The 20,093-nt window shown below is 67.0% G+C and carries 17 protein-coding genes and 1 pseudogene; 11 read left to right on the top strand and 7 right to left on the bottom strand.

The window, feature by feature from the left end; all coding sequences use genetic code 11:
* Positions 1-405 precede the first annotated feature (405 nt).
* The 6 genes from ACZ5SK_RS13660 to ACZ5SK_RS13635 all read left to right on the top strand — a co-directional run bounded on the left by ACZ5SK_RS13660 (position 406) and on the right by ACZ5SK_RS13635 (position 12,208).
* A complete protein-coding gene (locus ACZ5SK_RS13660) occupies positions 406-1,227 on the top strand; it encodes a vWA domain-containing protein (RefSeq protein WP_334578131.1) in 822 nt (273 codons plus the stop codon).
* Positions 1,228-1,260: 33 nt separating this feature from the next.
* Positions 1,261-2,664, top strand: coding sequence for a hypothetical protein (locus tag ACZ5SK_RS13655; protein ID WP_334578130.1), 1,404 nt, complete (start codon positions 1,261-1,263; stop codon positions 2,662-2,664).
* A 122-nt stretch (positions 2,665-2,786) separates the two neighbouring features.
* Entirely contained in the window at positions 2,787-6,176 is a 3,390-nt protein-coding gene (locus tag ACZ5SK_RS13650) for a DEAD/DEAH box helicase (RefSeq protein WP_468576010.1), read from the top strand.
* A complete protein-coding gene (locus ACZ5SK_RS13645; RefSeq protein WP_468576008.1) occupies positions 6,157-7,734 on the top strand; it encodes a hypothetical protein in 1,578 nt (525 codons plus the stop codon). The genes ACZ5SK_RS13650 and ACZ5SK_RS13645 overlap by 20 nt, the downstream gene beginning before the upstream one ends.
* Positions 7,734-10,076 (top strand): AAA family ATPase, encoded by a 2,343-nt coding sequence (locus ACZ5SK_RS13640; protein ID WP_457495497.1) that lies wholly within the window; start codon positions 7,734-7,736, stop codon positions 10,074-10,076. Before ACZ5SK_RS13645 ends, ACZ5SK_RS13640 begins: the two co-directional genes overlap by 1 nt.
* A complete protein-coding gene (locus ACZ5SK_RS13635) occupies positions 10,073-12,208 on the top strand; it encodes a hypothetical protein (RefSeq protein WP_457495496.1) in 2,136 nt (711 codons plus the stop codon). Before ACZ5SK_RS13640 ends, ACZ5SK_RS13635 begins: the two co-directional genes overlap by 4 nt.
* Positions 12,209-12,254: 46 nt before the next feature.
* Here ACZ5SK_RS13635 and ACZ5SK_RS13630 read toward each other — a convergent pair whose 3' ends face one another.
* Positions 12,255-12,734: an SRPBCC family protein gene (locus ACZ5SK_RS13630; RefSeq protein ID WP_334578125.1), complete on the bottom strand. Its 480-nt coding sequence runs from the start codon at positions 12,732-12,734 to the stop codon at positions 12,255-12,257.
* A gap of 126 nt (positions 12,735-12,860) precedes the next feature.
* Between ACZ5SK_RS13630 and ACZ5SK_RS13625 the strand changes: the two genes are divergently transcribed.
* The 3 genes from ACZ5SK_RS13625 (at position 12,861) to ACZ5SK_RS13615 (ending at position 14,663) form a co-directional block, all read left to right on the top strand.
* Positions 12,861-13,568: a TetR/AcrR family transcriptional regulator gene (locus tag ACZ5SK_RS13625; protein ID WP_334578124.1), complete on the top strand. Its 708-nt coding sequence runs from the start codon at positions 12,861-12,863 to the stop codon at positions 13,566-13,568.
* Positions 13,569-13,896: 328 nt separating this feature from the next.
* Positions 13,897-14,127 (top strand): hypothetical protein, encoded by a 231-nt coding sequence (locus ACZ5SK_RS13620; RefSeq protein ID WP_334578123.1) that lies wholly within the window; start codon positions 13,897-13,899, stop codon positions 14,125-14,127.
* A 95-nt stretch (positions 14,128-14,222) separates the two neighbouring features.
* Positions 14,223-14,663 (top strand): hypothetical protein, encoded by a 441-nt coding sequence (locus ACZ5SK_RS13615; RefSeq protein WP_334578122.1) that lies wholly within the window; start codon positions 14,223-14,225, stop codon positions 14,661-14,663.
* A gap of 34 nt (positions 14,664-14,697) precedes the next feature.
* Here the strand turns inward: ACZ5SK_RS13615 and ACZ5SK_RS13610 are convergent, their stop codons facing one another.
* The 5 genes from ACZ5SK_RS13610 to ACZ5SK_RS13590 all read right to left on the bottom strand — a co-directional run bounded on the left by ACZ5SK_RS13610 (position 14,698) and on the right by ACZ5SK_RS13590 (position 17,479).
* Positions 14,698-15,465, bottom strand: coding sequence for a serine hydrolase domain-containing protein (locus ACZ5SK_RS13610; RefSeq protein ID WP_468418827.1), 768 nt, complete (start codon positions 15,463-15,465; stop codon positions 14,698-14,700).
* A gap of 344 nt (positions 15,466-15,809) precedes the next feature.
* On the bottom strand, positions 15,810-16,232 hold the full coding sequence (locus tag ACZ5SK_RS13605) for a hypothetical protein (RefSeq protein ID WP_457495492.1): 423 nt from the start codon (positions 16,230-16,232) through the stop codon (positions 15,810-15,812).
* Complete coding sequence (locus tag ACZ5SK_RS13600) at positions 16,225-16,437, bottom strand: DUF397 domain-containing protein (RefSeq protein ID WP_457495491.1); 213 nt, start codon at positions 16,435-16,437, stop codon at positions 16,225-16,227. Before ACZ5SK_RS13600 ends, ACZ5SK_RS13605 begins: the two co-directional genes overlap by 8 nt.
* Positions 16,434-16,616 carry a DUF397 domain-containing protein gene (locus ACZ5SK_RS13595; protein WP_361708596.1) on the bottom strand — a complete coding sequence of 61 codons (183 nt, stop codon included), beginning with the start codon at positions 16,614-16,616 and terminating at the stop codon, positions 16,434-16,436. The genes ACZ5SK_RS13600 and ACZ5SK_RS13595 overlap by 4 nt, the downstream gene beginning before the upstream one ends.
* 8 nt (positions 16,617-16,624) lie before the next feature.
* A complete protein-coding gene (locus ACZ5SK_RS13590; protein WP_334578118.1) occupies positions 16,625-17,479 on the bottom strand; it encodes a helix-turn-helix domain-containing protein in 855 nt (284 codons plus the stop codon).
* A 213-nt stretch (positions 17,480-17,692) separates the two neighbouring features.
* Here ACZ5SK_RS13590 and ACZ5SK_RS13585 point away from each other — a divergent pair, with 213 nt between their 5' ends.
* A complete protein-coding gene (locus ACZ5SK_RS13585; protein WP_334578117.1) occupies positions 17,693-18,118 on the top strand; it encodes an ATP-binding protein in 426 nt (141 codons plus the stop codon).
* 33 nt (positions 18,119-18,151) lie between these two features.
* Positions 18,152-19,052 (top strand): annotated as a pseudogene (locus ACZ5SK_RS13580) (hypothetical protein).
* Positions 19,053-19,091: 39 nt separating this feature from the next.
* Here ACZ5SK_RS13580 and ACZ5SK_RS13575 read toward each other — a convergent pair.
* The gene (locus ACZ5SK_RS13575) at positions 19,092-20,057 is read right to left on the bottom strand and encodes a D-2-hydroxyacid dehydrogenase family protein (protein ID WP_361708592.1); all 966 of its coding nucleotides are present in this window, start codon (positions 20,055-20,057) and stop codon (positions 19,092-19,094) included.
* Positions 20,058-20,093 lie beyond the last annotated feature (36 nt).

Raw genomic sequence — 20,093 nt, 5'->3', positions numbered from 1 at the left:
ACGTCGTCGACGTCCACCTGCACGCCGAGAGCGCCTACGACCTCACCCACTCGCCGACCACCGCCCGCATCCCCGAGCCGAGCGCCGCGGGATAGAGCGGCCCGCCCTCCGCCGCGCGATGGGCGTCGAACGGCAGCGGTTTGACTGGAACCCCAGGTCAGGTGTCTGACCTGGGGTTCCATGGTCTTCGTGCTGTCGGGTCCGGGCTGGAGTGACTGACACCTGGTCAGCTCCGGCCCCGACCGGTCGCGCGAGGGGAGCGCATCGCTCTGAGCCTTTCAGGAAACGAGTGCGCGGCCCGCCGGGCCTCGGTCCCGTAAGAACGCCACGGTTTCTGCCAGTCCTCAAGCTCCGTCGGCAGCCTCTTCAGATGACTCCCGTGATGTCGGTAAAGAGGCCCCAGGGGTGAGTGAGTCTGGCAAACTTCGCGCGGTCGGCCTCAGTGTGCTGCTTCACCCGCAATCGGGCGTCCAGCCCTTGCGGATAAGGCATTTGACGTACCGACAGGTAGCAGGGATCCTGGAATGTTGCGCTCGTGCAGGTTCCACCTTGGACAGTGGAGGAGTCGTGGAAGAGCCCGTTTCCGGCCGCCCCAGGGCACAGCGGCCGCGCCCACTGCCTGTGCTCGTGCTGGCAGACGTCAGCGGCAGTATGGCCGATGACGGCAAGATCGACGTGTTGAACCAGAGTATGGCCACGATGATCCAGACGTTTGCCGCCGAGGATTCGCTGCGCGGCGAGATCTGGACCGGCGTGGTGACCTTCGGCGGCCGGAACGCCGTGCTTCATCATCCGCTGAAGCCCGCGGACCAGGTGCAGTGGACCGACATGGAGGCCGCAGGGCGCACCCCGCTCGGCGAAGCGCTCAATCTCGCGACCGGTTTGCTGGCAGACGACGCCGTCGTACCGCGCCGTGCTTTCCGTCCGACGGTCGTGCTGGTGTCCGACGGGATCCCCACCGACGAGTGGCGTGAACCGCTTCGGCGCTTGCTGACTTCGGAACGAGGTACGAAGGCGCTGCGGCTCGCCGTGGGGGTGGGGCAGGACATGGATGAGGAAGCGTTCGCAGTGCTCAACGCGTTCATCGGCAACCCCGCCATCCCAGTGAAGCGTGCCGACGAAGTACACGAGTTGCCGCGATTCTTCGACTGGATCACTGCCACGGTGACCACACAGGTGCGCAGCGGTCGGATCAGTAACGACGACCTGTCCGACTTCATGAACTGACCGGCCTAGACAGATCCCTGGGGAGTACGCGGAGTGCTGGGCACTGGCCAGACCTGGAGCACGACCGGATTACAGGTCGTGGTGAGCACGGAGAACGGTCAGATCATCGAATTGACTCGCAGACTCGGCGCGGGGGGTCAGGGAGAGGTCTGGGAAGCGAGCGGCGGTCGCGTGGCCGTCAAGATACTGCACAGCCGTGACGCGGTCGCAGCCCAGCGGCTCGCCGAGCGACTGCGCACTGTCCGTCTGCTCGACCTGGACAACCTGCCACTGGCCCGTCCTCTCTCCCTGCTGGCACCGCCCTATCCGGGTTACACGATGCCGATGCTCTCGGACATGGCGGCGTTGCAGCATCTGGTCAAGCCTTCGGGTGGTGGCGATCTCGCGGCGTGGTACGCAAACACGGGTGGTTTGCGGCGCAGGCTGCGCTTGCTCGGCCGACTGGCCGGAGCGCTGGCCGAGTTGCACGCCAGGGGCTTTTGCTATGGGGATCCGTCGCTGGTCAACGTGATGGTCTCGGAGTCTCTGGAGCACGAACAGGTGTTCCTGATCGACGTCGACAACATTGCCGTGGCCTCCGAGATCCGTGACGGTGCATATGTCACTCCCGGCTATGCGGCACCGGAGGTCCTCACGGGGCGACGGGGCGTGTCCAGCCTCAGCGACTCCTTCGCCTTCGCGGTGATGGCCTTCGAGACTCTCTCCATCCTGCATCCATTTATCGGCGATCTCGTCTACGACGGTGAACCTGAGCTGGAGGAGCGAGCCTTCGCCGGCGAGATTCCATGGGTGGACCACGCCGGTGACGAGGCCAACAGGTCGAGCTTCGGTTTGTCTCGTCGCCACACCCTGACACCAGGTTTGCGCGCCCTGGCATCACGGACGTTCGAGGGTGGACTCGTCAACCCGACAGGTCGGCCCACCGTGGGCGAGTGGCGTACGAAGCTGTTCGAGGCCGCCGATCTGACTCTGACCTGCGAGCGGTGCCGGGGCTCCTTCTACGGCAGTGAGTCCGCATGTCCATGGTGCCTGGATCCGTCACCACCAGCTCTGGTGGCCCGTGTCCTCACCCAGGTACCACCCATCGGATCGGGGGAACAATTGATCGCGCAGACCAGGCAGGCTGTCCTGTTGCAGCGGGAGATGGCAGCGCCGATATCGAAGCGCACGGCTACGGGTTCGGCTGTCGACGGCGAGCTGCCGGTCGTCACCCTCTGGTTCGATCGCGCTGGACAGTTGACCATGCGTAATCGCTGGGACCGGCCGACGTGGGTGGTCGGCCCAGGTGGGGGACCGTGGCTTCCGGTTGAGCCCGGGCAGGAATCCGCCATTCCGGGACTGGCCACGGGTGCCATCTGGGAGTTGCACTTCGACGCTGAGCACACACCGCACCGGCTCCTGCGCTTCAGCCGCCTCACCAAGGGTGGCGACCGGTGAGCCCGCGCGCGCCCGGCAGCGGGCAGGCCGGTGGCCGTCCCCGGCCGGTACCACCGAGCGGCCGCGGTGGCGCCGGCTCGTCGCGGCCCGCAAGCGGGAACCAACCGCTGCGGCAGGCAAGGGTGAGCAAGCTGCCCCCACTTCCAGGCGCGGCCACGCTGATCTCCCTGACCTGGCAACTGCGGGCGGCACCGCCGCAGATAACCACCGACGAGACAGAGGCAGTGCTGGGGCGCACCCCCGCCGGCGGCGTCATTGTGGAGATCGGCGGGGTACGAGCGCCCGCGGTCGGTTTCACGGCGGAGGACAGCCGGAGGCTGCAACGACTCCTTGGGGCGGGCCAGGCGAGGGTAGCCATCGTGCTGTACCTTGCTCCCGCCTCGGGGCAGGCGGCTTGGCCCCGTCTGGATCTCAACGTGTACACGTACGACAAGGGGCCGACCGGCACCCCCCTGGCCATCGGCGTGACCGACAAGGAGTTCCAGAGCATCTTCCGCGCCGCCGGCAGACCCCGCCACGACAAACCCGAATGGGCACTGCAGTGGCTGAACGAGCGACTCGTTCTGCCCCCTCTGGCCGGTTCCGCGGCCGGTGCCCCCGGCCGCATCGTGATCTCAGCCGGCCCGAGGGAGAACACCGAGGAACCGGTCGCTTTCCGTATCCACGGCCGAGGCGTGGCGGTCGATGTGAAGACCGTGGGCGACCGCGTGATGCTGAGCCGAGTCGTGCTGCGCGGCCACGACGCCCAGCAGGGACCGCTGAAGCTGATCAACCGCTCGGTCGCCTTCACCGACGAGTCCCAGGCCACTCGTCTGCGTGAGGAGATGAAGCGCCAGCTCGCCAAACTCGCCTCCGGCGAGGGCTTCCTGGCGATGTGGAATACGTACAACCGCAAGGAGAGCTGGTGGATCCATCGGCGGGTCCACGACGACAGATACCTCAAGTACCACCAGGTGGTGCCCCGGCACAACGGCGTCCTTCGCTTCCACGTCACGGAACCCACCGGTTCCGACGACGGCAGGCTGTCCCTGCTCGACCAGGCGCACCGCAGGAACGACGACGAGCCCATGGAACTCGAGGCGTCCATGACCCTGCCGTCCGTCCTGTTGCGCGAACCCGCCGCCGACGGAGAAGAGTGGGCTCTGCTCGACGACGAGCTTCCCCAGGACACGATCAGCGGCGAGGTGCTCAACGCCGACCCCGTCAGGGGAACGATTGACATCCGGCCACGGGCCGTCGAGGCACGGCCGGGCATGCCCATCCAACGGCGCGACCCCGCTCCGGAAGGATTCCTCTACCGATCCTTCCGGGGCAACCGCCGACGATTGATGCGGCGGCGGAAGGCCTTCGACCTCGTCCGAAAGGGCCGCACCACGATTCCCAACCTGCTCGCCCTTCTCGAGGGCGATCCGGCGCCTGCGCCGGTACTGGAGCGCTCCATCGACCCGAAGTCGGAGGCGACCTGGGCCTGCTTCAAGAACGGGCGTCCGACGCAGGCTCAGGAGAGAGCACTGCGCGTCGCTCTCAACACCCCCGACATCGCGATCATTCAAGGTCCTCCGGGCACCGGCAAGACACAGGTGATCGCTGCTTTGCAGACCAGGCTCGCCGAGGCCGGACGGGGGTATGCGCGACTGCGCGGGAGCATGCTCTTGACCAGTTACCAGCACGCCGCCGTCGATGAGCTGGTGGAACGATCGGTGATCTTCGGCCTGCCCGCGAACAAGATCGACCGGGCGGGTCGCGGCACCACCGTGCAGATCGACCGCTGGCAGAAGGAGACAACAGCCCGGCTGACCGAGCGGATCACCGGGAGCGACCAGGGGCCCGGCCTGGTCGCCCTGCGCCGGGCCGCCGCTCTCGCCGCCGGTTATCTGCTCGCGCCGACCGACGCGATGGGGACAGCCGCGATGCTCCGCGAATTGATGGACCTCACCGACGGACTCGTGTCCGGCCGGATCACCGACCGGCTGAGGACCCGTCTCGCAGCCGCGAACATGCCCCCTCCGCTCCTCATCGGATCGGACGAAGAGGAGTTGGCCGTACGGGCGGTGCGGGGCATCCGCGTCTCAGCCGAGTCGTTCGGTGACGACGGCCCGGCCGGCGCCGCGAAAGCGTTGAGAAGACTGCGCGCTCTCACCGACGTGGACCTCTCGGACAGCAGGCTCGACCTCCTGGAGCAGGCGGCGGCATGGAATGAGCCCGGCCCACCCGATTTCCTGGCCGAACTGGCTGCACTGCGTACGGCCCTCTTGGAGCAACTGGCCCGGCCGGTCGGCCCCGCACCGGACCCAGCGGTCGACCCGGAGATGCGCCGCCTGATCGAGGACACCGTGGATGCTCTGGCCGACCGCACGGCCCAGTCGTCGGACGATGGCGTCACGCTGGCGCTGCTGGAATACCGCGAAGCCCTCGACGGCGACCCCGACGCGGTGCACTGGACGCTCAGGGAGTACACCGCCTCGTACGCTGCTACTTGCCAGCAGGTCTCCTCGCCGGCGATGGCCGACGCCAAGGGCGAGTCGCGGGTCGATGATCTCGTCTTCGACACGGTGATTGTGGACGAGGCGGCCAGAGCCAATCCGCTCGACCTGATGATCCCGCTGATCCACGCGGGCCGGAGGATCGTGCTTGTCGGCGACCACAATCAGCTGCCGCAGATGCTGGAGCCGGACGTCGAGCGCGAATTCGAGCCGGTGACACGGGAACTGCTCTCGGAGAGTCTGTTCCAGCGGCTGTTCGAGGGCCTGGCGAAGCCCGGTGTTCCCGTACAGCGTGTGGTCACCCTCGACAGTCAGTTCCGCATGCACCGGGTGCTCGGCGAATTCGTCAGCCGCAATTTCTACCAGGGCGGAGTCAACTCCCCCAGGCCCGACGACCAATTCGTCCACGGCCTGGCCCGTTACGGCACGGCGGTCGCAGCCTGGGTGGACGTCCCGCCGGACGTGGGGCCCGAGTACGGGGACCGCAGCAAGTCACGGCCAGTGGAGGCCGCGGCGGTCGCCGATGAGGTCGCCCGCCTGGTCGACGAGGCACCGGACCTGACGATCGGGGTGATCGCGTTCTACTCCGCCCAGGTCGAGGAGATCTGCCGAAAGCTGGCGGACAAGGGTTTGCTGACCCGGGAGGGCAGGGACTACGAGGTGGCGGAGCGGCTGCGCTACGACAGCGGCGGCCACCGGCTGGACCGGCTGCTCGTAGGCACCGTCGATGCATTCCAGGGCAAAGAGTTCGACATCGTGTTGCTGTCGACCACACGCTGCGGTCCCCGCCAGGAAGTACCGCCCGCCACCACTGATCGTTCGTACAACAGATGGGTCGCGAGGCGATACGGGCATGTGACGCTGCAGAACCGCCTGTGCGTGGCGATGAGCCGCCAGAAGCGGCTCCTCATATCCGTGGGTGCTGCGTCGATGTTCGACGCCGGTTTCGCTCCCAAGGCGCTGGCTCCGCTGGCCGACTTCCTGGACATGTGCCAAAAGGGGGCGCCCTATGGCCACTTCCGCCGCTGACTGGTCCCGGGCCCGGGTACTGAGCTACGACCACCGGGATCCCGGCGACGGCCGACTCTGCGTACTGTGGCCCGCCTGGGCGTATCGCGTCACGGCGCCTGTTTTGCAGCAGCGCGGCCTGGATCTCTTCGAGCGCGTGGTACTCGGACTCTGCCAGGCAGGTGTTCGCCGGCCCGACCGGATGGGTGCCCTGATCGAGCTCGACGCCCGGCTGTGCGCACATATTCTCGACAGGGCCGTCGACGCCGGGCACCTCAACAAGAGACATGAGCTGACGGACCAGGGCCGCCGGGCGCTGCGTACCGGCTCGGCAGCCGACTCACCGGAATGGCAGGTCTGCTACGTCTTCGAGGACCCGTTCTCGGGAGAATTGTGGCCCCGGACGACCGACTCGCTCCGTGAGGCGTATGTGCTTCGCTCACGGCCTGAGGGCGTGGAGTTGCAGCTCGGCACGGCCGGCAAGTCGGACCGTGCGACGGCGCGGCGCGTTCAGCCGCCGGCCCGGCCCGCGCAGCGGCCCAATGCCGCGCGGGTAGTGGCTTCCGCGAGCGAGGATCGTGCCGCCCGTCGTGTCTTCAAGGTCCGCCAGTACGAACGCCGATCCGGACTCGAACCGCTCGCTGCACCCGACGGTCTGACTGGGCCTCGTGGGGCCGGCGGACTGGTCGAAGACATGCCGGAACTCAACCGTGTCGCGTTCCTCGAGGATCCTCAACCGGTGTACCTGCTGGGCTTCCTGGAGGTGTCGGGGAGCAGCGACACCGAGACAGCTGAGGCCTGGACCGCATACGACCCCTTCGGGCTGGGCCCCAGCGACTTTTTCCAGTCGCTGGTCTACCGCTTCGGCCGCGACGACGGCGTGCTCGACGAGGAGATACGAGTCCGGGCGGCCGCGGAGCTGGCCGCCGCCAGTGCCCGATTCCATCAGGCGGACCAGGGTCTACGCGACCTACTGGAGCAGCGTCTGGCTCACGACTTCGGCCCCGAGATCCGCGACGACCGTGACGCTTTCGATCTCATGCTGGAGCTCGATATGGCAGTCGAGTCCGCAGTGCGGGACGAATCGATGGAGCGGGTCGTACACACAGCACTGCGTCTCCATGAAGTGCTCTTCCGCCGGATGATGGTGGCGTATCCGGTGAGCCACGGCACTTTCCAGACCTTCAAGAACTCACCGACACTGCGCCGCGCGATGTTGGAGTCAGCGGCCCAGAGTGCCGGCTTTCACAGCGTGACACAGTTGTACTCCGGGGTCAGAGATGACGAGCTCACCAAGACCTACCGCGACCCGCAACGGGGTTTCGTCAAGGCAATGTTCGCGTTGTCGCTGCTTGCTGCCAAGGAGCAGGCCGGCCACCCGCTGCGCGCCATAGCTGTTCGGCAGCCCGACCTGCCGATCACGCTCACCGTGCTCAACGGCCTGCGCAACCGCGGTGCCCACGCAAGCCGCGACGCCACCAATCCCCACGACGCCCAGTGGTGCCGGGAGGCTGCGGCCAGCGCCGCCCGTGCCCTACTGCAACTGCCTGAACCTCGCACCGAGAGGACCTCCCTCTGATGTCCAGGAACCGCAGCAAGGCTGCCCGACGGACGACGCAGAAGCGTGTCAGCGCGCCCAAGGCGACCCCCGACCAGTCGCTGGCGGAGACGGTCTCGGCGGGCATGGCCTCTGCCGCGGCGGACTTGGGCGTCGAAGCCATCCCACCGGCGCAGCCGGCCGCCTCCCCGCCCAGCGCAGAGGAGCTGGCCGTCCTGTGGCAGCAGGCCACGCAGGTGAGGCAGGCCTACCAGGATGCGGTGAAGGGGCTGGAGCGGCGTGAAGGGGCTGTCACCGCGGGAGAAGAGGAATGCGCACGGCGTCGGGAGCAACTCGGCGAGGAGACGAAAGCACTCGAGACCCGGCGTCGTGAGCTGGCCGAAGCCGAGTCGGGTTTGGAGCAGGGGCAAGAGGCACTGGCGGAGCGCCGTGCTGCGCTCGACGACCGCGACCGCGCCCTGCTCGACCGTGAAGTGGCACTCGCCGCACGGGAAGAGCGGGAGAAGGAACTGATCATCGCCGAGGCCCGCGCGGAGCTGTCGGCAGCACGCGAGCGGTTCGACACCGCCCGCCGTGAATTCGATGAGGAGATCGAGATCCAGCGGTCCCGCCTGCGCGAGGAACTCTTAGCTGAGCGCGACGGGTTGGCGTCGGAGCGTGCGGAACTTACTGACGAGTGGCGGCGACTGCGTCACCAGAAGGTGGAGTTGCAGGCTCGGGAGGAGGATCTGCACGACACCAAGGAACTGTATGCCGAGCGCACCGCTCTCGCGGTGGCGTCCGCTACCGATCAGATCCGCGCCGAAGCCGAACATCAGCGACGGCTCTACGAAGCGGCACGGCAGGATGCTGACCTGCACAGCGAGCGGATCGCCGACTATGAGCGACTCGATCGGGCGTTCGGAAGCCAGAGCCCGGAGGACGTCCTCGCCGAGCTGGAACGGCTGCGCGAGGACAGCGTGGAGCTACGGCGACTCCGGCTCGCGGCGCCCGACGAGTCAGCCCTGCGGCTCGCGGCTCTGGAAGAAGAGACACGTCAGCTTCGCGATCGGTGCACCACATATGCCGCCCACAACGAACGGTTGCAGCGTCAGCTCTCGGCGCACGAGATCACGGCTGTGGAGGTTGAACGCCTGTCGGTGAGCAAGGAGGCGCTGGAGGCGGAGGTACGTGCATACCGTGAGCAAGTCGAGGAGCAGAAGCGCGACTGGCAGGGCCTGGTCGAACGGCGGGAGGGCGAAACCGCTTTCGCTGCGTGCAGCAAGATGGACGATGAGTACGACTCCGCGCCCGGTGACCTTGCCGGAAGCGCGCCTCCGCTGCATGAACTGGTACAGCGCGTGCGGGCGTTCATCAGGCAACAGCACGGCTTGTTCTACGAAATGGCCGACCTGCGTTCGTTCCTCGGCGGTCTCGCCGCTACACAACTGCACTTGCTCGAAGGCATCAGCGGCATCGGCAAAACACAGCTCCCCCAGCGGTTCGCCGAAGCCATCGGCGCGACCGCAAAGGTCGTGTCCGTCGGCGCGGACTGGCGTACACCGCAGGATCTCATGGGCTATTACAACGCTTTCGAGCGCCGCTTCTACGAGTCGGAGTTCACCAAGGCTCTCTACCAGGCGCAGTGTCCACAGTTCGCAGCGCAGCCGTTCTTCATCGTCCTGGACGAGATGAACCTTTCCCATCCCGAGCAGTACTTCAACGATGTGCTGTCCGCGCTGTCACGCGAAGTCTCCCGGGAGACCACGCCTGATCTCGTCCTGATGAGTTCCGCCGTGGATCCGTCTCCCCGGCTGCTGCGTGAGGGCCGACTGCTGCCTGTACCGAAGAGTGTCTTCTTCGTGGGGACTGCCAACCAGGACGAGACGACACTGCTGTTCGCGGACAAGACGTACGACAGGTCACATGTCATCGAGCTTCCCGCCAGGTACGAGCGCTTCACGGTCCCGCCGCAGGACCCCGTTGAGCCACTGAGCTGGAAGGCCCTTGAAACTGCCTTTGACGCCGCTCAGGCTACGCACGAGCGCGACGCCCAGAAGGCCGAGGCATTCCTTGGCACCGCACTCGCTGACCGGATGGCCGACGACTTCCAGATCTCCTGGGGCAGCCGGCTTCCCACGCAGCTCCACCGCTATGTACCCGTGGTCATGGCTTCCGGAGGATCACTGAGCGAAGCCACCGACCAACTCGTGGCCCGAAAGATCCTCCGTAAGTTGCACGGGCGCTACGAAGTCCGGGCGGACCACCTCAAGCAACTGCGGGAAGACCTGGTCTCCGACTGGCCGAAGCTCTCCGCCGACGGCGGCCCCGACCGATCGGTTTCCGTGCTCAACGGCATTCTCCGCAAACTGGGACACGAATGATGGACAGCCTCGATCTGCTGGACCGAGTCTCGGGCCGCCCGGCACCGGCCATGGTCGGACACGCGCTGGTGGGGCAGTACATCTTCCTGCCAGGTCGCCGTTCCGTCGAAGCAGGACACCGGCCTGCAAGGCCTGGCGAGTACTACGTCGCAAGGCGTGAGCATGCGAACGAGGCGGAATCCGATCAGGTGACGATGGAAGCCGTTCTGGCAATCGGCCGAACCGTTGAGAAGCTGACCGGGCGGCAATCCCACCTCGCCGATCTTGTCGATGTTTCCCCGCTGGTGGACGGTACTGCCGCGATGAGGACGCTCAGCCGCCAGCCGCTGGAAGAGGCCATTGAGGAGCATCTGCCCTTTCTGCGCGCGGTCTGCTTCCGTCCCGTGAGTCGACTGCACCCCGTCAATCGCCTGCTACCGGTCCCCAGGGCGCGGCGCATCACGCCGCAGACCGTGACTCGCCTGGCCGCACACAGCGAGGACTGGGCCGCGTTGCGGCCGGACGGCGTGCGTCCGGACCGGGTGCTCAGCCCCGAGCGCGAAGTCAATCTGGACCTGTACGAGAACCGGGTCGCCGCTCATCTCGTCGACCAGCTCTGGCGTTATCTCACCGTCCGCATGGCCCAAATCCGTGATATCAGCGGAATGTTCAGCGATATCGAGCGGTACATCGACGACGTGAACGGACGACCGTGGCAGCAGAGCAGTCTCCGACTCTGGAATCTGCTGGCTGAGCTCGTCGATCAGGAAGACTGGAACGCTCGGGCGATCCTGCGGTTGAAGGAACTCGAGCAACTGCGAAGCGCTGTGTCCGCGTTGCGTCGATCACCGGTATGGCATGGAGTGAACCGGCGTGCAGAGCTGGGCACCTCGCTGCGCACCACGAATCTGCTTGTCGGTGAAGACCGATTCCGCCACGTCGCCGAACTGTGGAATCAGTGGATGGTGACGCGAACGCGCTCCTCATCGGCAGATGATGAATTCCGCCGCAGTCAGGACTGGTGCCGCGGTTTCGAATCCTACGTCGCGGTGCTGCTCCTGCGGGCCTTGGACGAGGTCGGCGGTCAGGCGGTGGATGAGTCGGTGCTGGCCCGGGGCGGGGGGCCGGTGAACTACTCGCACGGCGGATCCGAGGTGCGACTGCGCTGGGGCGGGGACGGCGTGCTGGTCATCGAGCGCGACGAGACCGTCGTGCTGCGAGTGGTGCCGCTCCCACACCCCCTGACAGCGTCCCGCCGGAGGGAGACCACGCTGGCCGAGTTCGCGATGCTCAACGCTCAGTCGCCGACCGAGCCGACGCTCGTGCTCTACCCGAGTGGCAGCGAGGAGCGGCAGGAATTGCCACTGGCTGTACGCCTGCACGCCTTCGAAGCACCCGGCACCCCAGCACCTGACAAGGACGATGCTCCGCTGTGGAAGATCCCCGTGTCACCTCTGGAGATCGATAGCGTGACCCGGCTTGCCCGCGGGCTGCGCTTTGTCCTTGAACAACCTCGCCTGTCGGGTTACCCGTACCCCGTGTCAGTCGGTGGCGGCGTAGACACTGCTTTCGTGTCCGAGATCCCTTGGCTGTCGATGGGACCGACCGGGATCATCGTGACGCGACTGCCAACTGATCACGAGTTGGCCACCGCACGAGCAATGGTTCTGGCGCAGCGTCGGGACACCGCCCGGTTCCTCCAGCGCGGTACGAATGCCGCAGCGGTGGAACAGCTGTGGGAGGGGGTCGAGCGCGCCGTCGCACAGACGATCGCGCTCACCCGGTGCCCCCGCTGCGGTGCCGAGTCCGCAGCCCCGGACCGAGCCCTACAGACATGGGCGGATGGCCACTTCCGGTGTTCGTGCAGCCAGTGTGGCGGAACCTGGGAGGGACGGCGCTGCCGGACGTGCCGCCGCACGTATCCCGTCCTTGAATCCACAGCCGCCGTCAGCGCCGAGAACACTGACGGTGACTATCTCGATCGACAGTTCGCGACCGACCTCTTGGCAGCGCCGTGCTGGACACGAGCCCGAGTCTTCATATGCCCATGGTGCGCTGTCTGCGGAAACGCCACCGGCGATACGAGCTGCGCTCGCTGTACGCAGGGTGGTGCCAAAGCTTCCGGTAAGGAGGGGGCGAACATCCGCAACTGACCGCGCCGGTCCTCGTCCTCAGCTGGTGGCGGGATCAAGGGGAGAGTCAGGTCTTGGGCTTGAGTGTGCTTCCGGGGCGGAGTCTGCCGTCCTCGTCCAGGTCGTTCAGCACGGCGGACAGGCCGACGCGCAGCATCTTCCGGCGGACGTGACCCAGGATCTGGGTCATCAGGAGGCCGCCTGCACCCGTGAAGCCGGTGTGGTCGTAGGTGAAGCGTGTTCCTGTGTCCCGGGGTTCGATGCGGTAGGCGACCTCGGTGCTCTCGCCGGCGCCATGGTCGGTCCACGAGTAACGCAGCAGCCGGGGCTTGTCCACTTCCAGTACGACGCAGTCGACGATGCCGCTCCAGCCGGGCTTGGGCTTGGCGATGAACTGGAACGGGGCGCCGACGGTGGTGGTGAATCCTTCTGGGCGTGCCCCGGCCCCGGTGGCTGTCCATAGCGGTATGAGCCGGGGGTCGGTGACCGCGTGCCAGACCTTGGTAGGGGAGTGGGGGTAGTCGCGGACGATGTGGATGGCGCTCATGGGGCTCCCGAATCGGTCACGGAGAGGTCGCATAGATGTCACGCAAGGTCACGTAGAGATAGAATCTACAGTCACTGAAAATTTACAGTCGCAGTAAATATTCTGCCGCTGCACTACTCTGTCGTCATGAGCACGGTGGACTGGACGGCAGGGCGCCCGCAGACCGCGGCGCCCGGGGCCGAAGGGCTGCGAGAGCAGAAGAAGCGCCTGTTGCGGCAACGCCTGTCCGATACCGCGACCGAGATGTTCCTGGAGCGCGGCTTCGACGCCGTCCGCGTATCGGAGATCGCCCAGGCGTGCGGGGTCTCGGAGAAGACGGTCTTCAACTACTTCCCCACCAAGGAATCGCTCATCCTGGACCAGGGCGAGTCCACGATGGCCGCGCTGCGCGCCGGACTGGCCGACACGGACCACTCCGCGGTCGAAGCGGCGCTGCGGATCCTCTCCGATGAGTTGCGAGCCATGACCTCCTGGATCGCCGCGCAGGACGACTCCAGCCAGGCCGCCGCCATGATCAGGCGCTTCGGCGCACTGACCAGGTCCACGCCCTCACTGAGGGCCTACCACCGGGACATGACCGACCGGCTCGTCACCGCCGCAGCGGAGGCGCTGGCCCAGCGCGCCCGCACCAGCCCGGACGACCCGGAACCGCAGATCGCGGCAACTGCCCTGCTCGGACTGTGGTCCATCCAGTTCCAAAGCCTTGGGAAGCATCTGGACGGCGCCCGCACCCCGACACAGATTCATGAGGCTGTGACCGCCGACGTCCGCCGCGCAGCCAAGGTCATCGACACCGGCCTGACCTCATTCGAAGGCGCCGCTCCGACCCGCTGACGTGCTCGGCCGCGGCTGCCTCCGCGGTTCGTGGATCCGGCAGTCGCACCGACTGGCGACCGACGGTAACGGCGGTGCCCACGGCGCTCGGCATCCAGCGGCGGCAACTGCTCCAGGTGAGCCTGTACCGGCTGCGGCGACAGTGAGCCTGCGGCGGCGTTGGCCTGGCCGATCCGCTGTTTCTTCGCGAGCCCCTCCGCATTCACTTTCTTCGTGACCTCCCCGGCCACGTCGTCCGCGTTGAGAGCCGTCCAGAGTTCCTTCGATTCGTTGAGCGCGACCTTTCTGTCGGCCTGAGAACCTCCATCCGAAGGCGCCGCAGCGGGCCGTGCCGTCGGGTGAAAAGATCAAGGGCCGTGGTTTCGCCAAGGCGTTCGGGGTGGTGGGCGGTGCCGTCAGCGCAGCACAGTTCCCGGTGGATGCCTATAACTACGGATTCGAGGAAGCGACGAAACAGCTCAGTGAATCCCTGACGGACCCGCTGGACGTGGTTCCCGACGGCCAGGGCGCGGGGTGCCTCTTCTTCGGTGACTGCTATGTGGTGAGCCCGATGGCCTGACCGCACCGGACCGCCCACCAGCGGTGCCGCTGGCCGGGAGGAATTCCCGGCCGGCGGTGCGGTTATTATTCAGCGTAATGCGAAGGTGAATGGGTATGCAAGGAATCTCCTCGGATGAACTGGTTACGCAGCTCATGCGACTGCTCCCGGAGGTGAAGCCCCATTTTGAGAAGGCTGCCGAGCGTCACGACCTGCGTGTGTCGCAGGTGACCCACTGGGAACAGGTCAATACCAGCCCAGGGGCGTTCCTGTCCGACGTGCTCGCTTACCCTCTGTTTCAGCCCCTCATGGAATCTCCAGAAATCAATGCAGAGGGAGAGGAATTCCTCAAGCGTTGTTTCGAGTTCATTGAGGCGCTTGAGGAAGATCCCACAGGTTGGCTGGTGGACACGGCCTACTTCACTTTCATAGAATTCTTTCTGGAGAGCAGGGAAGTGTGCGACCGCGCCTTTCGGTACGCCTGGCCGAAGACCCGGGCGAAGATCCTGGCGATGCTGAAAGGCTGGAACGTCCCCGTGGACCCCGCCTGGGAATAGGTGGACCCCGCCCGGGAACAGCCCGCTGCCGGCGTCAGGAGGCGGCGCGGCTCCCCTTGAGCACCTCGATGCCGGCCCGGTCCGTCTCCTCCGGTGCCCCGTTGAGACGGTGGATCAGCACCCAGCGGCCGTCGTCCATCGCCCCGGCGAAGAGCGAGGCGTCGCGCGTCGCGCCGTTGTGCCAGTACAGGGGGCCGGCCGTCTGCCAGGACGGCGCCGGGTCCCCCAACCGGCGTTCCACTGCCAGGCGCACGAGCAGATCGGCCGCCGCGCGTGGAGTGGCCCACAGACCTCCCGCGGGCAGGATCGCACCCCGCATCGTCCACGGCCTGCGGGGCCTTCCGAACAGGCCCGGCGCGGCCAGGAGCCTGTCCGGGTCGGGGCTCGCGGTCACCTCCGCCACATCCAGCGGACGCAGGACGTACTCGGCCACCACCTCCTCGTAGGCGGCGCCGGCAGCGACGGCCAGAGCCTCGCCGAGGAACGCGTAGCCGAGATTGGAGTACTCCTCCTCCTGGCCCGGCGGGCGGGTGGTGAGCGTGTCGAGCCGGCTCAGCAAGTGGTGCACCGCGGCCCGGTCGAACGCCGCGTACGGGTCGCGGCGCGCGACGCGGGGCGGCAGGCGGGGGAGACCGGACGTGTGCCGCGCCAGGTGCAGCAGCGTGATCCCGGTCCCGGCAACCGCGGGCAGCCACCGCTCGACCGGATCGTCGAGCGAGAGGACGCCGGCCGCGGCCATGCGGGTCAGCGCGGTGCCGGTGACGACCTTCGTGAACGAGCCGATCTCGACGAACCGGTCCACGGCATGACCGTCACTGACCTCGGGTAAAGCCGCGCCGCTCAGGACACAGGTGGGGATGCGGCGCACGAGGGAGCCTTTCGACGGATGACGGATGACGGATGACGGATGACGGATGACGGATGACGGATGACGGGCGGCGGGCCGCACTTCCTTTGTGGCAAGCCGAATCCCCGCCAGGTATTCACTGGCGGGGATTCGTCGTGTTCCTCGCCGACCCGCTCGTAAGGAATGCGTGCATCTCGGCGGCAAGGCTGCGCAAGTCCTCGCCTGCGCCGTGCATCGTGGTGGCTTGGTCCGCGAGTTCCTCCTGTCAGCCGACCTGCCACCCGCGTCCCGTGGGTGGATCAGGGCCGAAAGCCCTTCACGTGGACCATGCTCCCGTGCCCGTGTCTGTCCGGTTCCTCGACCTCGAATCCGGCCGAGGTGAGAATCCCCAGAAGAGCGGCCTGCATGTGCGTGAGCACGTCGTTGTGGTGGCGGACGACCGGAGGTGGGTTCGAGTAGTCGATCCCTTGCGCGAAGAGATCGAGAGCGGTACTGCTCAACTCCGCGTCCGTGCACCAGTTCACGTACACGCCGCCCTCGACGAAAGGCGCTACGTGCACGCGTGCCCCCGGCTTCTCCTGCTCACCGCCGCTGAGGTCGCCCCGATGAACGGAAAGCCCGGCTCGGCCCAGTTCCCGGCACACCTCGTCAGCCAGCGCGTTGCGCTCGGCGACGACTTCCGGCGAGGCTTTCGGAGGCAGATCGAACTCGGGTTCAGTCACGGGTCATCGGTTCCGGGGGTTGGGGCCTTGTGCGTATGCCTGCCAGGAGGTGGGCGAGGGCGGCCGAGGTGGTGGTGAGGACCGTGGCCGGGGTGTCGCTTTCGCGGAGGTGGAGGGTGGTGGGGGTGGAGGCGAGTTCGAGGCAGGCATTGCCGTCTCCGCTGCCGGAGAACGAGGACTTCTGCCAGTTGCGGGGAGCGTTCATCGGGCTCGTATGCCTGCCAGGAGGTGGGCGAGGGCGGCCGACGTGGTGGTGAGGATCGTGGCCGGGGTGTCGCTTTCGCGGAGGTGGAGGGTGGTGGGGGTGGAGGCGAGTTCGAGGCAGTTGGAGCCGTCCCCACCACCGGAGAAGGAGGACTTCTGCCAGTTGTCGGGAGCGGCCATCGTTCGCCTCACAGTTCCTTCGTAAGCCTGTGGATGAAGTCACGCGAGCGTCCAGGTTCGAGCGACGCGGCCTCTACCTTACGGAAGAGCGTTCGAAATGAACCAAGTTGGGCTTCGGAGTCGATGAAGGCTGTGCCGTTGGCGGTGACGTCGCGTACGACAGTGTCCAACTTGGTGACTGCGCCGCCGACGTACATCATCTGGGCCCATGCTCCGCCGAAGCTGTCGACGTCGAAGGGGATGACGCGCACGGTGATGTGGTCCGCTTCGGAGAGCTCCAAGACGTGGTTGAGCTGAGCGCGCGCGGCGGCTCGGTCGCCAACCCTGATGCGCAGCGCTGCCTCATGGACGATCGTCTCGTAGGGGATTGGCGTCGGTCCCTCGATGACGCCTCTCCGTCGCATGCGGTGCTGGACCCGCAACTCGGTCTCCGAGTCCGGAAGTTCAGGTACCCGGTACGAGAAGACGCCATGGGCGTAGTTCTCCGTCTGGAGAAGGCCCGGGACGTTGAGGAACTCCACATCGAGTCGGTACGTCGCGTGATGCTCCAACTCGGCGACGTCGAGGAACGGGGTGGGCAACTTGCCCCGGTAGTCCTCCCACCAGCCCCGAGTGCGGTCCGTCGCCATCGCGGCCAGCGCGTCGACCAACTCTTGGTCCTCGCAGGAGTAGTGAGCGGCAAGGCTTCGTAGGCGCTCCTCGCTGACGCCGGCGATACCGGACTCCATCTGGCTCATCTGTGCCGAGTCCGACCCGACCAGGGCGGCCGCTTCGCGTGCCTTGAGCCCTGCTGCTTCGCGCAGTTTCCGCAGCTCAACGCCCAGACGTTCCTGGCGTGCCGTGGGCTGCCGCCTGCGTGGCATCGCTTCCTCCCAAGATCGCAACTGCCCTGGTGCAGTTACTCATTCGAGGTGCAGATTACGCCAGCGACTTGCGACGACCCAAATTTTACCCATACCGTCAGTGATGCGACGTACACGCTGCGGAAGCGCACCGCTCCGTCCTGCCATGGCGGCTGAGGCATGCCACCGCCCGTAATCCCAACACCCCGTCCCGCACCGACTTGGAGCTGCCCCATGCCCGAAACCGCTCCCGCCCCCACCCCCGACCCCTGGGAGTACTCCCTGTACATCCCGACCGACCCCAGAGCCGTCACCGTCTCCCGTCACACCCTCCGCGCGATCCTGACCGTCCACGGCCTCGCCCTCCTCATCGACACCGCCGAACTTCTCACCTCCGAGTTGATCTCCAACGCGGTCCTGCACACCAAGGGCCCCGCCTGTCTGCGCCTGCGCTACCGCGACGGCGTCCTCCAGATCGGCGCATGGGACGCCGACCCCGAACCCCCGGAACCCCCAAGCCGGTTGGAGGAGCTCGGCGATGCCGAAAGCGGCCGGGGCATGGCCCTGGTGCGGGCCTGCTCGGACCTCTGGCACTGGCAGCCACTGTCCCGGATGGGGCATCGCGGCAAGCTCGTGTGGTGCGAACTGAACGCGGCGTAGCTCGTTGATCACGTCGGACAGAAAGGAGAGCCGATGGTCGGCTCGTCACACGAGGCGCTGCACCGGATCTTCCAGAAGGACCCGGCGCTACTCACCCGTGCGCTCCAGCAGGTGTTACAGGTTCCCTTCCCCGAGCCGTACGACTTCGCCGGCATGAACGTCGACCTCACCGAGATCGAGCCCATCGAGCGGCGCGTGGACACGCTGCTGCGGGCCGAGACCGACGAGGGCACGTACCTCCTGGTCGTTGAGTCACAGGGCCAGCCGGACGACAGGAAGCGCGGCAGCTGGCCGTACTACCTCAGTTACCTCTACGAGAAGTACCGCTGCGAGCCCGTCCTCATCGTCGTCACCCAGAGCAGCGCCACCGCCCGCTGGGCGGCACAGCCCATCCACTTCGGAGTGCGTGGTATGCCCTCGCTCACGGTGCGGCCCTTCGTGCTGGGGCCGGACAACGTACCTGTGATCGCCACCGAGCAGGAGGCCATTCAGGACCCACCCCTGGCCGCGCTCTCGGCCATGACACACGGCCGGGGACGGCAGGCTCCCGCCCATACTGGAATCGCTGGCAGCCGCCCTGCGGACCATCGACCGCGACAGTGCCGCGGTCCTCGTGCAGTTCGTCGACTCGTGCCTGGCAAATGACCAGGTCCGGCAGATGTGGAGGGACTTGATGACGGCGATGCAGTACTTCTGGCGACACCCGCTCGCCGAGGAGGTACGGGAAGAAGGCCGAGAAGAAGGCCGAGAAGCAGGCCGTCTCAAGGACCGAGCCGAGATGACTCTCCGCATTCTCGACTTGCGTGGCATCACCGTCCCGGACACCGTCCGAGCCCGCGTCGAGGCGTGCACCGACTTCGACCAGCTCTCCGTCTGGTCCGAGCGTGCAGTCCACGCGACGACAGCGGACGACCTTTGCGACACCGGCGAGTAGACAGTCCTGTTCAACGCCCGCCGTCGCGGGTGCCCGGGTTCACCCCAGCACCCGCACCGGCGCCCCCGCCAGAAACGCCCGGATCCCCTCCGCCGCCTGCCCGAAGTACCGCTCGTAGTTCGCGCGGGACACGTACCCCAGGTGGGGAGTGGCCAGCAGGCGCGGAGCCGTCCGCATCGGATGGTCGGCCGGCAGCGGCTCCACGTCGAAGACGTCGACCCCCGCACCCGCGATACGCCCCTCCCGCAGCGCCGTCAGCAGCGCGTCCTGGTCGACGATCGCCGCGCGAGACGTGTTGACCAGGTACGCCGTCGGCTTCAGCAGGGCCAGTTCGGCGGGGCCGATCAGCCCGCGCGTGCGGTCGCTCAACGCCAGGTGGACGGAGACGAAGTCGCTCTCGGCGAGCAGTTCCTCCTTCGAGGCGGCCAGCCGCACACCGACCCCCTCCGCCCGCTCCTCCGTCAGGTTCTGGCTCCACGCGCTCACCTCCATGCCGAAGGCCGACCCCACGCGAGCGACCGCGCTCCCGATCTTCCCCAGGCCCAGCAGACCGAGTCGCCGCCCGTGCAGGTCCGCGCCGACCGTGGACTGCCAGGGGCCGCCCTCCCGCAGCGCGGTGCTCTCCTCGACCAGCCCGCGCGCGAGGCCCAGCAGCAACGCCCAGGTCAGCTCGACCGGCGGGGTCGACGAGCTCTCCGTGCCGCACACCGTCACGCCGTTCGCGTTCGCCGCCGCGTAGTCGATCACCGAGTTCCGCATGCCGGAGGCGATCAACAGCCGTAGCCGGGGAAGTCGGTTCAGCAGCGACGCCGGGAACGCGACCCGCTCCCGCAGGGTGACGACGCAGTCGAAGTCGGCCAGGGCGGCGACCAGCTCCACCTCCGTCCCGAAGTGCTCGGTGAAGGAGACCACCTCCACCTCCACCTTCTCTCCCGGCACCGACCAGTCGGCGAAGGTCGTCGCGACATTCTGGAAGTCGTCGAGTACGGCACAGCGGAACGGCACGGTGTTTCCTCCAGGAGGGACGGTCCGGTCCGAGAC

The sequence above is a fragment of the Streptomyces sp. NPDC031474 genome (assembly GCF_055581185.1).
Note: the sequence above shows the minus strand (reverse complement) of the source record. Positions and strands in the feature narration are given on the sequence as shown.

What these genes read in the sequence shown, in the direction of transcription:
- ACZ5SK_RS13645 (WP_468576008.1), top strand. Translation starts at nt 6,157, where the DNA reads ATGGCCACTTCCGCCGCTGACTGGTCCCGGGCCCGGGTACTGAGCTAC.
- ACZ5SK_RS13640 (WP_457495497.1), top strand. Translation starts at nt 7,734, where the DNA reads ATGTCCAGGAACCGCAGCAAGGCTGCCCGACGGACGACGCAGAAGCGT.
- ACZ5SK_RS13635 (WP_457495496.1), top strand. Translation starts at nt 10,073, where the DNA reads ATGATGGACAGCCTCGATCTGCTGGACCGAGTCTCGGGCCGCCCGGCA.
- ACZ5SK_RS13630 (WP_334578125.1), bottom strand. Translation starts at nt 12,734, where the DNA reads ATGAGCGCCATCCACATCGTCCGCGACTACCCCCACTCCCCTACCAAG.
- ACZ5SK_RS13625 (WP_334578124.1), top strand. Translation starts at nt 12,861, where the DNA reads ATGAGCACGGTGGACTGGACGGCAGGGCGCCCGCAGACCGCGGCGCCC.
- ACZ5SK_RS13615 (WP_334578122.1), top strand. Translation starts at nt 14,223, where the DNA reads ATGCAAGGAATCTCCTCGGATGAACTGGTTACGCAGCTCATGCGACTG.
- ACZ5SK_RS13600 (WP_457495491.1), bottom strand. Translation starts at nt 16,437, where the DNA reads ATGAACGCTCCCCGCAACTGGCAGAAGTCCTCGTTCTCCGGCAGCGGA.
- ACZ5SK_RS13595 (WP_361708596.1), bottom strand. Translation starts at nt 16,616, where the DNA reads ATGGCCGCTCCCGACAACTGGCAGAAGTCCTCCTTCTCCGGTGGTGGG.
- ACZ5SK_RS13590 (WP_334578118.1), bottom strand. Translation starts at nt 17,479, where the DNA reads ATGCCACGCAGGCGGCAGCCCACGGCACGCCAGGAACGTCTGGGCGTT.
- ACZ5SK_RS13585 (WP_334578117.1), top strand. Translation starts at nt 17,693, where the DNA reads ATGCCCGAAACCGCTCCCGCCCCCACCCCCGACCCCTGGGAGTACTCC.